Here is a 12,340-nt window from a genome sequence, read left to right as displayed (position 1 = left end):
GCGTTTGCTCTGTAATCAGAAATCCTTGCAGAGCCGAAGCGCGTCGTAGATCGCCGCATGGGTGTTGCGCTGAGCAACGCAGTCGCCGATGCGGAACAGCAGGTAACCATCGCCGGGCTCGGACAGGCAGGGCTGCGGCTGGATGGCAAACAATGCCTCCACGTCGATCTGACCCTTGTTGCGCGAGCCCTCCTTGAGCGCGTAGTAAAGGCTCTCGTCCGGTCGTACGCCGTTTTCCACCACCACCTGATCGACCACCCGTTCTTCCTTGGTGCCGGTGTATTCGTTCTCCAGTACCGCCACTAGCTTGTCGCCTTCGCGGTAGACCTTCTCCAGCATCATGTCGCCGGTCATGATCACTTCCTTGGGGTAGAGGCTGCGGTAGTAGGTCGGGAAGCTGGTTCCGCCGATCGCCACACCTGGCTTGATGTCGTCGGTGACGATTTCCACCTTCGCGCCTTTCTCGGCGATGAAGTCGGCCACCGACATGCCGGTGAATTCGCAGATGGTGTCGTAGACCAGGACGTTGTTGCCGGGCGCCACCTTGCCGTCGAGCACGTCCCAGCTGCTGACCACCAGCCCTTCGTCAGCGCCCCAGTGCTCGTTCTGCTCGACGAACGGATGACCGCCGTTGGCCAGCACCACGATATCCGGGCGCAGGTCGAGAATGGTCTCGACGTCGGCACCGGTGCCCAAGCGCAGATCAACGCCGAGGCGAGCGAGCTCCAGCTGAAACCAGCGCGTGATCCCGGCCATCTGATCGCGCTGCGGCGCCTTGGCGGCAATGCTGATCTGCCCGCCGAGGCTGTCCTTCTTCTCGAAAAGGGTGACGTCATGGCCGCGTTCGGCGGCGACACGTGCCGCTTCCATACCCGCCGGCCCGCCGCCGACGATGACCACCTTGCGCTTCGGCCCCGCGGACTTCTCGATGATGTGCGGCAAGCCCATGTATTCGCGGCTGGTCGCGGCGTTCTGGATGCAGAGCACGTCCAGGCCCTGATACTGCCGGTCGATGCAGTAGTTGGCGCCGACGCACTGCTTGATCTGGTCGACCTGGCCCATCTTGATCTTGGCGATAAGATGCGGGTCGGCGATATGCGCGCGGGTCATGCCGACCATGTCCACATAGCCGCCTTCGAGAATGCGCGAGGCCTGGTTCGGGTCCTTGATGTTCTGTGCGTGGAGCACCGGCACCTTGACCACTTCCTTGATTCCGGCCGCCAGATGCAGGAACGGCTCCGGCGGATAGCTCATGTTCGGGATCACGTTGGCGAGGGTGTTGTGCGTGTCGCAGCCCGAGCCGACCACACCAATGAAGTCGATCATTCCGGTGGCGTCGTAATACCTGGCGATTTCCTTCATGTCCTCCTGCGACAGGCCGTCCGGGTGGAACTCGTCACCGCAGATGCGCAGCCCCACGCAGAAATCCGGCCCGACTTCGGCACGCACGGCCTTGATCACTTCCAGGCCGAACTTCATCCGGCCTTCGAAGGTGCCGCCCCATTCATCGGTGCGCTTGTTGACCCGCGGCGACCAGAACTGGTCAATCATGTGCTGGTGCACGGCAGACAACTCGACGCCGTCCAGGCCGCCTTCCTTGGCCCGGCGTGCGGCCTGTGCGTAGTTGCCGATCACCCGCCAGATTTCCTCCGGCTCGATGGTCTTGCAGGTGGCGCGGTGCACCGGCTCGCGGATGCCGGACGGCGACATCAGTGTCGGCCAGTGGAAGCCGTCCCAGCGCGAGCGCCGACCCATGTGAGTAATCTGGATCATGATCTTGGCGCCATGCTTGTGCATGGCATCGGCCAGATTCTGAAAGTGCGGGATGATTCGGTCCGTGGACAGGTTGACCGAGCTCCACCATTGCTGGGGGCTGTCGATGGCCACCACAGAGGAGCCGCCACAGATCGCCAGGCCAATGCCGCCCTTGGCCTTTTCCTCGTAGTACTTGACGTAGCGCTCGGTGGTCATGCCACCGTCGGTCGCATAGACCTCGGCGTGGGCAGTACTGATCACACGGTTGCGGATGGTCAGCTTGCCGATCTGAATGGGTTGGAACATTGCTTCGAAAGCCATGGCGGCATCCTCTGAAAACTACTGCGCTCGGTTATGCGGCGTTGGAGGCTGGAGCGAAAATGCTCATTTACAGCGACAAACCCTGCTTTTCGCTCCAGCCTCCGCCTGACTGGGCGTCCCCGCCTACCCTTCGCTCGCTACGTTTTCGATCACGGTTGACGTTGTTTTTAGAGTGGCTTGACCACGAACAGGCCATGATCGCGGCCTTCTTCGGAGGCGCCGTAGACCTGCTCGGCGACGGTGCGCAGCGGGCTGCCCTTGGCGGCGAGAATCTGATCCATGGCGCCGGCAAACCAGCCGGTGAACATGTAATCCACCGGGCGGCCGCATTTGCCGTAGACGTAGACGAAGGCAGAGTAGTCCAGGCGCACCTCGCAGGTGCCGGCATCCACGTCGATCGATTGAATCTTGAACAGGCCCCAGCCGCGCTGAGACAGGCGCTTCATGTAGTGCTCGAACACTTCTACGCCCACCAGGCCATGGCATTCGGCCTCCTTCTCGCACCAGTGCCAGGCCGATTTGTAGCCAGCCTTGTAGAGGATGTCGGCGTACGCCTCGGCACCGAGTACCTCCTCGATACCGATGTGGTTGTTGACGAAGAAATGCCGCGGCACGTAGAGCATCGGCAAGGCGTCGGTGGTCCAGACGCCGGTTTCGTCGTCGACCTGGATGGGCATTTCGGGGGCGTGGGTGGACATGTGTTTAAGCTCCAGAATTCGTTGTCTTCGTGTTGAAAAAGTGCGGATGAATGCCTGTGGAGCCGTAGCGAGCACGCCGAGCGCGAGGACGCGACGCAGCTATCGGTGTGCGCAGTAGGCTACGGAGGTATTCATTACTCGCCCCAAACGTCCTTAAGTACCCTTACCCAGTTCTCGCCCATCACCTTGCGCACCGTGCGCTCGGGCATGCCGCGCTTGAGCAGGGTTTCGGTGAGGTTGGGGAATTCACCCACCGTGCGGATGCCCAGCGGGTTGACGATCTTGCCGAAGCTGGTTAAGCGGCGGGCGTAGCCCTTGTCGTGAGTCAGCCACTCGAAAAAGTCCTGGCCATGGCCCTGCGTGAAATCGGTGCCGATGCCGATGGCATCCTCACCCACAATGTTCATCACGTACTCGATGGCTTCGGCGTAGTCGTCGACGGTCGAGTCGATGCCCTTGGCAAGGAAGGGCGCGAACATGGTCACGCCCACGAAGCCGCCGTGGTCGGCAATGAACTTCAGTTCTTCGTCGGACTTGTTGCGTGGATGTTCCTTGAGGCCGGACGGCAAGCAGTGGGAATAGCAGACCGGTTTGTTCGAGGCGAGGATGACTTCCTCACTGGTCTTGCTGCCGACGTGGGACAGGTCGCACATGATGCCGACCCGGTTCATCTCGGCGACGACTTCATGACCGAAACCTGATAGGCCGCCGTCGCGTTCATAGCAACCGGTGCCGACCAGATTCTGGGTGTTGTAGCACATCTGTACGATGCCCACCCCGAGCTGCTTGAAGACCTCGACATAGCCGATCTGGTCCTCGAACGCGTGGGCGTTCTGGAAGCCGAAGAGGATGCCCGTCTTGCCCAACTCCTTCGCCTTGCGGATGTCCGCGGTGGTGCGCACCGGCATGACCAGATCGCTGTTCTCGCGGATCAGCTTCTGGCTGGCCACGATGTTGTTGACTGTCGCCTGGAAGCCTTCCCATACCGAGACCGTGCAGTTGGCAGCGGTCAGGCCGCCCTTGCGCATGTCCTCGAACAGTTCGCGATTCCATTTGGCGATGATCAGGCCGTCGATGACGATGCTATCGGCGTGCAATTCGGTTGGGCTCATCAGTCACTCCCCGGTGCGGCGCGTCGAATCTTTTGTCGACGCTTTGCCGCAGCTTATCCCTGGGGTGAATGTCGTCCCGATGCAAAAACGACTGGGGTATTGCTTAAAACGTCAGGCGAAGGCTGCCGACAACCGACCAGGGCACTACAGGGTTGTGCCGGAGCGAGGGGACGGCTAGAACACTTCTGGTTTTCCGCCTGCGTGCCCAGCGCAAACGTTGCTGGTGTGCGAGCGGATTGGTTACCGGAGCCCGACAATCATGCTCAGCACCTACCGCGCCACCATCCTGCCCGAGTGGGTCGATTACAACGACCATCTGCGTGATGCCTACTACTTGTTGCTGTTCAGCTACGCGACTGACGAATTGATGGAACGGATCGGCCTTGACCAAGCGGGGAGGGCGCGAACCGGCCATACGCTGTACACGCTTGAATGCCACCTGAGCTATCTGGCGGAGGTCCATCTGGGGACCGAAGTGGAGATTCGCACCCAGCTGGTGGCCCATGATCGCAAGCGGCTGCACCTCTACCATGGCCTGTATCGGCTGGGCGAGGATGCACTGCTGGCAGCTAACGAGCAGATGCTGATGAATATTGACCGGGCAATAGGGCGCTCGGCGCCTTTCGATGCTGCAGTGCAGGCTTGGGTGATGGCGTTGCAGGAGGCTCAGCGTGACCTGCCCAGGCCGCCGTACATTGGGCGAACCATAGGCCTGCCGGTTTGATGTCAAGGTTAATGCCGCGATGAGCAAGGCCGATGCTGCGATAGGGCTCGCGCATCGGCCGGCTTGATTGCCGTCAGGCTTAGCGCTTGATCAGGCGGCGCTGAACATCCGATGCGGGTCGATGACGAATTTCTTCGGAACGCCGGCATCGAACTCGCCGTACCCCTTGGGCGCATCGTCCAGGCTGATCACCTGCACGCCGACCACCTCGGCAATGTTGATCCGATCCCACATGATGGCCTGCATCAGGGCGCGGTTGTACTTCATTACCGGAGTCTGGCCGGTGTGAAAACTGTGGGACTTGGCCCAGCCGAGGCCAAAGCGGATGCTCAGGGCGCCGACTTTCGCTGCTGCGTCCACTGCGCCCGGGTCTTCGGTGACATACAGGCCGGGGATGCCGATCTTGCCGGCTACCCGGGTGACCTGCATCAGCGAGTTGAGCACTGTGGCAGGCGCTTCGTGTTGCACGCCATCGTGGCCATGGCCGCGAGCCTCGAAGCCCACACAGTCGACCGCACAATCGACCTCCGGCTCGCCCAGCAGGTTGGCGACCTGCTCATGCAGCGGGGTGTCCTGTGACAGATCGGCGATCTCGAAACCCTGAGCTTTGGCGTGGGCCAGTCGGGCCGGGTTGACGTCGCCGACGATGACCACGGCGGCGCCCAGCAGGCGTGCCGATGCGGCGGCGGCGAGGCCAACCGGGCCGGCACCCGCGATATAGACCGTGCTGCCAGGGCCCACCCCGGCAGTGACCGCGCCGTGGTAGCCGGTGGGCAGGATGTCCGACAGGCAGGTCAGATCGCGGATCTTCTCCATGGCCTTGTCGCGGTTGGGCAACTTGAGCAGGTTGAAGTCCGCATAGGGCACCAGCACGTATTCGGCCTGGCCGCCGGTCCAGTCGCCCATGTCGACGTAGCCATAGGCGCCGCCGGCGCGGGCTGGGTTGACCGTCAGGCAGACGCCGGTGTGCATTTCCTTGCAGCTGCGGCATCGGCCGCAGGCGACGTTGAAGGGCACCGATACCAGGTCACCGAGCTGCAGGTTTTCGACATCGCTGCCTTTCTCGATCACCTCACCCGTGATCTCGTGCCCGAGCACCAGACCGGTCTGGGCGGTGGTGCGTCCGCGAACCATGTGCTGGTCCGAGCCGCAGATGTTGGTGGAGACCACGCGCAGGATCACGCCATGCTCGATTTTGCGTCCACGGGGGTCCTGCATCTTTGGATAGTCGATGCTCTGTACTTCGACCTTGCCTGCGCCGAGGTATACGACGCCACGATTGTCAGCCATCTGCGTTTCTCCTTTGTTTTTGTGAATACAAGGCGCGACGGGACGTTGCGCGGGCTTGTAGCGGAGCTGTCGGTTGCCGCCTGGATCAGAGCACCACCGTACGGTTTGCGTGCAGGAAGACCCGGCGTTCGAGGAAATAACCGACCGCCTTGGCCAGGGTCAGGCATTCGATGTCGCGGCCCTTGGCGATCAGATCTTCCGGGTAATGGGTATGGTCCACGGGCTCGACGCCCTGGGCGATGATCGGCCCCTCGTCGAGGTCGTTATTGATGAAATGCGCGGTGGCGCCGACCAGCTTGACGCCCTTCTGGTACGCCTGATGGTAGGGCTTGGCACCCTTGAAACCGGGCAGCAGAGAATGATGGATGTTGATGGCCCAGCCGTCCAGGGTGCGGCACAGCTCGGGAGAAAGCACCTGCATGTAGCGAGCAAGGATCACCAGCTCCGCACCGCTGTCTTCGATCACCTGCAGCACCTTGCGCTCCTGCGCTGGCTTGTCCTGAGGGTCGAGCGGGAAATGGTGGTACGGGATGTCGTGCCACTGAGCCAGGGGCTCAAGGTCCGGATGGTTGGACACTACAGCAGCGATATCCATCTGCAGCTGGCCGATGCGCTGGCGATAGAGCAGGTCGTTCAGGCAATGGTCCGATTTGGACACCATGATCACCACCTTCGGCCTGTAGGCCGGTGGCGTCAGCTCGGTATGCATCTCGAACGGGGTGGCTCGATCGATCAGGCCGTTTCGAAATTGCGCCTCGTCAAACCCGGCTGGCGCACGAAATTCGACACGGATGAAGAAGCGGCTGACCAGGCGATCATCGAAGCTGTGGTGCTCGGTGACGTAGCAGCCCTGTTCGAACAGATAGCGCGTCACCACATCGACGGTGCCGAGCAGGCTCGGGCTGTGAGCAGTGAGGATCCAGGTATCGGGCGTGCGGCTCATGGTCTTCTCCAATTACTGCGCTGATGCATTGCTTCGCTTCGGTTTGCATGGCCCTGGCTGCAAGCAGCGCTCAGGCTTCGATCGCCAATCCATATTCGGCGCAGGCGTCCTGCAGCCACAGCCAGATGTAGTCGGCGAAACTGCGGCGAACCACCAGTTCCCAGACATCCTCGGCCGTGTGGCGGATCATCAGTTGGCTCTTGGCGAAATGGGTGCCCACGGCCTTGCCCACCGGAAAGTTGCTTGGGTGGACGTCGTAAGGCGTGGATTTCATCAGCAGCTCGCGAACCTTCTCACCGGACAGCTCGAGCAGCGTCTGTCCGCCGCTGACGTTGACGATCTGGATATGCTGGCCTGCCAAAGCGTCACGCAGACGCTGCTCCGTGGCGAATTCCTCGCCTCGAGGAACGACCAGCAGCCACTCGTCCGGCCCCATCCACTGAAGCGATGTTTCGCCATTGGCGACCAGCGTCAGTGCCACTGGCAATTCCAGACCGAGGGCTTGGCGAACGCCGCCGACAAAAGCCGGATCGTGAGCGTCGCCGCGCAAGGTCAGATGCCCGCGCAGCTTCTTTTCCCGCAAGCGGATGCCAGCGTTGGCGTGGCCCTTGCCGACCAGCTCGTTCAGGCCGGCGTGGTGCAGCGGTGATTGCGCCTCGGCGTTCTCCGGACGTTGTCTGTAAACGTTCACTGCGGTCATGGTTCACCTGCCTGGCGCCATGAGGCGCCGTTGAATTCTGGAAAGTCGTGAATGAGCGGGGGTGAGGCCGGGTGAGCTCACACGTTCTGCTGTTCGCCTTTCGGGTCGTAGAACACCGAGCCGACAATCTCGGCCTCGATCACGCTGCCATCGACAAGCGGTGCGAAGACGCGCTCGCCGATGCGCTTGAGGCCGCCCTTGACCAGCGCCATGGCAAAGGAATGGCCCATGGCCGCGCTCATGTAGCTGGACGTGACATGGCCCACCATGGTCATCGGAACCGGCTGTTTGGGGTCGAACACCAGCTGCGCACCCTCGGGCAGTACCTTTTTCGGATCCAGCGGCTTGAGACCGACCAGCTGCTTGCGGTTTTCCTTGAGGCAATCCTCGCGGTTCATGCCGCGCCAGCCGATCCATGAGAAAGGCTTGTTGCGGCCCACGCACCACCCCATGTTGAGGTCGTCCGGAGTTACGGACCCGTCCGTGTCCTGGCCGACGATGATGAAACCCTTCTCGGCGCGCAGCACGTGCATGGTCTCCGTGCCGTAGGGCGTCAGGCCGTGCTTCACGCCTGCGTCGATGAGCTTCTCCCATACACCCATGGCGTAGTCGGCCTGCACGTTTACTTCGTAGCTGAGCTCGCCAGTGAAGGAGATACGAAAGACCCGTGCCGGAACGCCGCCAACCGTGCCTTCCCTCCAGCTCATGAATGGAAAGGCTTCCTTGTCCAGATCAATGTCGGTGAGTTCGGCCAGCAGCTTGCGGCTGTTGGGGCCGGACAGGGTCATGGTCGCCCAGTGGTCGGTGACCGAGGTGAAATAGACCTTCAGTTCAGGCCATTCGGTCTGGTGGTAGATCTCCAGCCATTCAAGCACCCGTGCGGCGCCGCCGGTGGTGGTGGTCATCAGGAAGTGATTGTCGGCCAGGCAGGCGGTCACGCCGTCGTCGAAGACCATGCCGTCTTCCTTGCACATCAGGCCATAACGAGCCTTGCCCACGTCCAGTTTGGTCCAGGCGTTGGTGTAGACGCGGTTGAGAAATTCGCGCGCGTCCGGGCCCTGGATGTCGATCTTGCCCAGCGTTGAAGCATCGAGGATGCCAACCGCGTTGCGCACGGCCAGGCATTCACGGGCAACTGCCGCATGCAGGTCCTCGCCTTTCCGGGGGAAGTACCAGGGACGCTTCCACTGACCAACGTCTTCGAACTCGGCGCCGTTCTCCAGGTGCCACTTCTGCAGGGCGGTGTAGCGTTTGGGCTCGAACAGCTCGCCGCAATGCCGACCGGCGATGGCGCCAAAGGTGACCGGCGTGTAGTTCGGGCGGAACATCGTGGTGCCCATCTCGGCAATACTGATGCCCATCGAATGCGCGGCAATGGCCAGGCCGTTGATGTTGCCCAGCTTGCCCTGGTCGGTGCCAAAGCCCAGAGCGGTGTAGCGCTTGACGTGCTCGACCGACTCGAACCCTTCGCGTGTCGCCAGCGCGATGCCCGCGGCGGTGACGTCGTTCTGCAAATCGACGAACTGCTTCGGCGCCCGCTCCGTGGGCTTCTCATGGGGCACCTGGAACAGCGCGACAGCGGGCTCCTCGATGCGGTTCTCGACCTCCGGCAGGGTCCCGGTGACGGCCTTGAAGCCAGACTCGGCGGCAGCCATGGCACCGGCTTCGAAGCCATCGGCCAGGGCATCACCAAGGGCGAACACGCCGTTAACCGCACCGGCACACAGCCGCTTCTGGAAACCCTCGCCGGGAACGAAGGCGAGGATGTCTTCGCGCCAGATCGGACGCCCGCCCAGGTGGGAGGCTAGATGGACAACGGGACTGTAGCCGCCGGAGCTGACGATCAGATCGCAGTCGAGTACTTCGCCGGGGCTGGTGACTTTGTGGCTGGCGATATCGATGGCGCAGATGCGGGCACCGGTAACCCGCTTGCTGCCGCGCGCTTCGATCACCGCACTGCCGGTCAGAACACGTACGCCACGGCGACGTGCTTCCTCTACCCAGGCACCGCGTGGATTACTGCGAGCATCGGCCACGGCGACGACCTGCCGGCCAGCGTCGAGCCAGTCGAGGACCACCCGGTAGGCGTAATCGTTGTTGGTCGACAGCACCAGCTGGCGGCCCGGTGCCACGCCGTAGCGGCGCACGTAGGTCGATACCGCATCGGCAAGCATGTTGCCCGGCACGTCGTTGTTCGAATAGACCAGCGGGCGCTCATGGGCACCGGTGGCCAGCACCACGCGCTTGGCCCGGACGCGGTGCATGCGCTGGCGAACCATTCTTCGACCGAACGCGCCCATGGGCGCCAACTCGCCCAAGTGGTCGGCCAGGCGTTGATGAATGGTCAGGAAGTTGTGGTCGTGGTAACCGTTCACGGTTGCGCGGGGCAACAGGGTCACTTCCGGCATGCTTTCCAGTTCTGCGATTACGGCTTCGGCCCAGTCGGCGGCTGGCTTGCCGTCGAGCGTCTCGCGGGTGGCGAGGAGGCTGCCACCGAACGCTTCCTGTTCGTCAGCGAGGATCACCCGAGCACCACTTCGACCGGCGGCCAGGGCCGCAGCCAGGCCCGCAGGTCCAGCGCCCACCACCAGCACATCGCAGTGCTGGTTCAGATGGTCGTAGAGGTCCGGGTCATTTGCCTTGGGTGCGCGCCCCAGGCCTGCGGCCTTCCGAATGTACTTTTCATAGGTCAGCCAGAGGTTCTGCGGGTACATGAAGGTCTTGTAGTAGAAACCGGGCGGCATCATGCCGCCGCCGACCTTGCCGAGGATGCCCATCAGGTCGGTATTGACGCTCGGCCAGCCGTTCACGCTGGTGGCGGTCAGTCCGGCATACAGCGCTTGCTGAGTGGCACGAACGTTGGGGATCTGCGCAGCTTCCGCACCGCCGATCTGCAGCACGGCATTGGGCTCTTCGGCACCGGCGGCGACGATGCCGCGCGGCCGCGAGTATTTGAAGCTACGGCCGACCACATCGACGCCATTGGCGAGCAGGGCAGCGGCCAGGCTGTCCCCGGCGTAGCCTTGATAGGTTTCGCCATTGAAGCTGAAAGTCAGGGGCTGGCTGCGGTCGATGCGACCGCCCTGGGAAAGACGATTGACCTGGCTCATGCCGTTACTCCTTGGTCGACAGCCTTCTTCGATGCGACACCCGCTTGAGTCACGCTGGGCTGCTCGCCGATCTTGTAGGTTTCGAGGATTTCATAGCTCACCGTGTGACGGGTGACGTTGAAGTACTGGCGACAGCCCGCTGCGTGGATCCACAGTTCGTGGTGGATGCCACGCGGGTTGTCGCGGAAGAACAGGTACTCGCCCCACTCCTCGTCGGTGCAGGCGTTCGGGTCCAGCGGACGCGGAATATGCGCCTGGCCGCCGGCGTGAAACTCTTCTTCGGAACGCAATTCACCGCAGTGAGGGCAGAAGATATGCAGCATGGTCGGTACCTCCGGAAAACCATCCACCCTGTCCCGTCGGGAGAGGGCGCCAAAATCAGTGTGCGACCCCGGCCGCACCGTGCTCGTCGATCAGGGCACCGTTGTGGAAGCGCTCGATTGAGAACGCCTTGGCCAACGGGTGCATCTCGCCTTTGGCCAGGCTGGCGGCGAACACGTGGCCCGAACCGGGGGTGGCCTTGAAGCCCCCCGTGCCCCAGCCACAGTTGAAGAACAGGTTTTTCACCGGGGTCTTGGCGATGATCGGGCAGGCGTCTGGGGTGGTATCGACGATGCCGCCCCACTGGCGGTTCATGCGCACCCGTGAGAGCACCGGGAACATCTCGACGATCGCCTGCAGGGTGTGTTCGATGGTGGGGTAGGAGCCGCGCTGGCCGTAGCCGTTGTAACTGTCGATACCGGCACCAATGACCAGGTCGCCCTTATCCGACTGGCTGATGTAGCCATGCACGGCGTTGGACATGATCACGGTGTCGATGATCGGCTTGATCGGTTCGGACACCAGCGCCTGCAGCGGATGGGATTCGAGCGGCAGGCGGAAGCCGGCGAGCTTGGCCATATGCCCCGAATTGCCAGCAGTGACTACGCCGACACGCTTACCCCCGATGAAGCCCTTGTTGGTCTCAACGCCAATGCACACCCCGTTTTCCTTGCGGAAACCGGTCACTTCGGTCTGCTGGATCAGGTCGACGCCCATGGCATCCGCGGCGCGGGCATAACCCCAGGCCACCGCATCGTGGCGGGCAACGCCGCCGCGGCGCTGTAGCGAGGCGCCAAGGATCGGGTAGCGGGTGTTTTTCGAGCAGTCCAGATAGGGAATCATTTCCGCCACCTGCCTGGCGTCTACCACCTCGCCGTCGATACCGTTGAGGCGGTTGGCGCTGACTCGGCGTTCAATGTCGCGCATGTCCTGCAGGGTGTGGCCAAGGTTGAATACACCACGCTGGGAGAACATGACGTTGTAGTTGATGTCCTGGGACAGGCCTTGCCACAGCTTCATCGCGTGCTCATAGAGTTGGGCCGACTCATCCCACAGGTAGTTCGAGCGGACAATGGTGGTGTTGCGCGCGGTGTTGCCTCCGCCCAACCAGCCCTTCTCGATCACCGCGACGTTCTTTACGCCGAACTCTCTTGCCAGGTAATACGCGGTGGCCAAGCCATGGCCGCCCGCGCCGACGATGATGACGTCGTATACCGGCTTGGGCTTGGGATTGCGCCACATGCGCTGCCAGTTTTCATGATGGCTGAATGAATGCTTGAGCAGGCCGAAGCCGGAATAACGTTGCATGTGAATGCTCCTCAAAGACGACCGCCTCGAAGCGGTGATGCCCTGCGATTCTTCGTAT

10 protein-coding genes are annotated in these 12,340 nt (G+C 62.4%); 1 reads left to right on the top strand and 9 read right to left on the bottom strand.

What is annotated here, in order from left to right; translation table 11 throughout:
* Positions 1 to 15 precede the first annotated feature (15 nt).
* The 3 genes from dgcA to JQR87_RS16495 all read right to left on the bottom strand — a co-directional run bounded on the left by dgcA (position 16) and on the right by JQR87_RS16495 (position 3,886).
* Complete coding sequence (dgcA, locus tag JQR87_RS16505; protein ID WP_407295028.1) at positions 16 to 2,076, bottom strand: dimethylglycine demethylation protein DgcA; 2,061 nt, start codon at positions 2,074 to 2,076, stop codon at positions 16 to 18.
* 167 nt (positions 2,077 to 2,243) lie between these two features.
* Complete coding sequence (locus JQR87_RS16500; protein ID WP_407295030.1) at positions 2,244 to 2,774, bottom strand: DUF5943 domain-containing protein; 531 nt, start codon at positions 2,772 to 2,774, stop codon at positions 2,244 to 2,246.
* A gap of 134 nt (positions 2,775 to 2,908) precedes the next feature.
* A complete protein-coding gene (locus JQR87_RS16495; protein ID WP_407295033.1) occupies positions 2,909 to 3,886 on the bottom strand; it encodes a dipeptidase in 978 nt (325 codons plus the stop codon).
* 259 nt (positions 3,887 to 4,145) lie between these two features.
* Between JQR87_RS16495 and JQR87_RS16490 the strand changes: the two genes are divergently transcribed.
* Positions 4,146 to 4,610, top strand: coding sequence for a thioesterase family protein (locus JQR87_RS16490; RefSeq protein WP_407295035.1), 465 nt, complete (start codon positions 4,146 to 4,148; stop codon positions 4,608 to 4,610).
* A gap of 90 nt (positions 4,611 to 4,700) precedes the next feature.
* Here JQR87_RS16490 and fdhA read toward each other — a convergent pair whose 3' ends face one another.
* The 6 genes from fdhA to JQR87_RS16460 all read right to left on the bottom strand — a co-directional run bounded on the left by fdhA (position 4,701) and on the right by JQR87_RS16460 (position 12,282).
* Positions 4,701 to 5,900: a formaldehyde dehydrogenase, glutathione-independent gene (gene fdhA, locus JQR87_RS16485; protein WP_407295036.1), complete on the bottom strand. Its 1,200-nt coding sequence runs from the start codon at positions 5,898 to 5,900 to the stop codon at positions 4,701 to 4,703.
* Positions 5,901 to 5,985: 85 nt separating this feature from the next.
* On the bottom strand, positions 5,986 to 6,843 hold the full coding sequence (gene purU / locus JQR87_RS16480; protein WP_407295039.1) for a formyltetrahydrofolate deformylase: 858 nt from the start codon (positions 6,841 to 6,843) through the stop codon (positions 5,986 to 5,988).
* Positions 6,844 to 6,913: 70 nt separating this feature from the next.
* A complete protein-coding gene (locus JQR87_RS16475; RefSeq protein ID WP_407295042.1) occupies positions 6,914 to 7,543 on the bottom strand; it encodes a sarcosine oxidase subunit gamma in 630 nt (209 codons plus the stop codon).
* Positions 7,544 to 7,620: 77 nt separating this feature from the next.
* Positions 7,621 to 10,653, bottom strand: a complete 3,033-nt coding sequence (locus tag JQR87_RS16470) for a sarcosine oxidase subunit alpha (protein ID WP_407295045.1) — start codon at positions 10,651 to 10,653, stop codon at positions 7,621 to 7,623.
* Positions 10,650 to 10,976 (bottom strand): sarcosine oxidase subunit delta, encoded by a 327-nt coding sequence (locus tag JQR87_RS16465; protein ID WP_407295048.1) that lies wholly within the window; start codon positions 10,974 to 10,976, stop codon positions 10,650 to 10,652. Before JQR87_RS16465 ends, JQR87_RS16470 begins: the two co-directional genes overlap by 4 nt.
* Positions 10,977 to 11,031: 55 nt before the next feature.
* Positions 11,032 to 12,282 carry a sarcosine oxidase subunit beta gene (locus JQR87_RS16460; RefSeq protein ID WP_407295049.1) on the bottom strand — a complete coding sequence of 417 codons (1,251 nt, stop codon included), beginning with the start codon at positions 12,280 to 12,282 and terminating at the stop codon, positions 11,032 to 11,034.
* Between the last annotated feature and the right edge of the window lie 58 nt (positions 12,283 to 12,340).

Source organism: Stutzerimonas stutzeri, assembly GCF_051028275.1.
Classification (GTDB): Bacteria; Pseudomonadota; Gammaproteobacteria; order Pseudomonadales; family Pseudomonadaceae; genus Stutzerimonas; species Stutzerimonas stutzeri_AS.
This window is presented reverse-complemented; position numbering and strand designations above follow the sequence as displayed.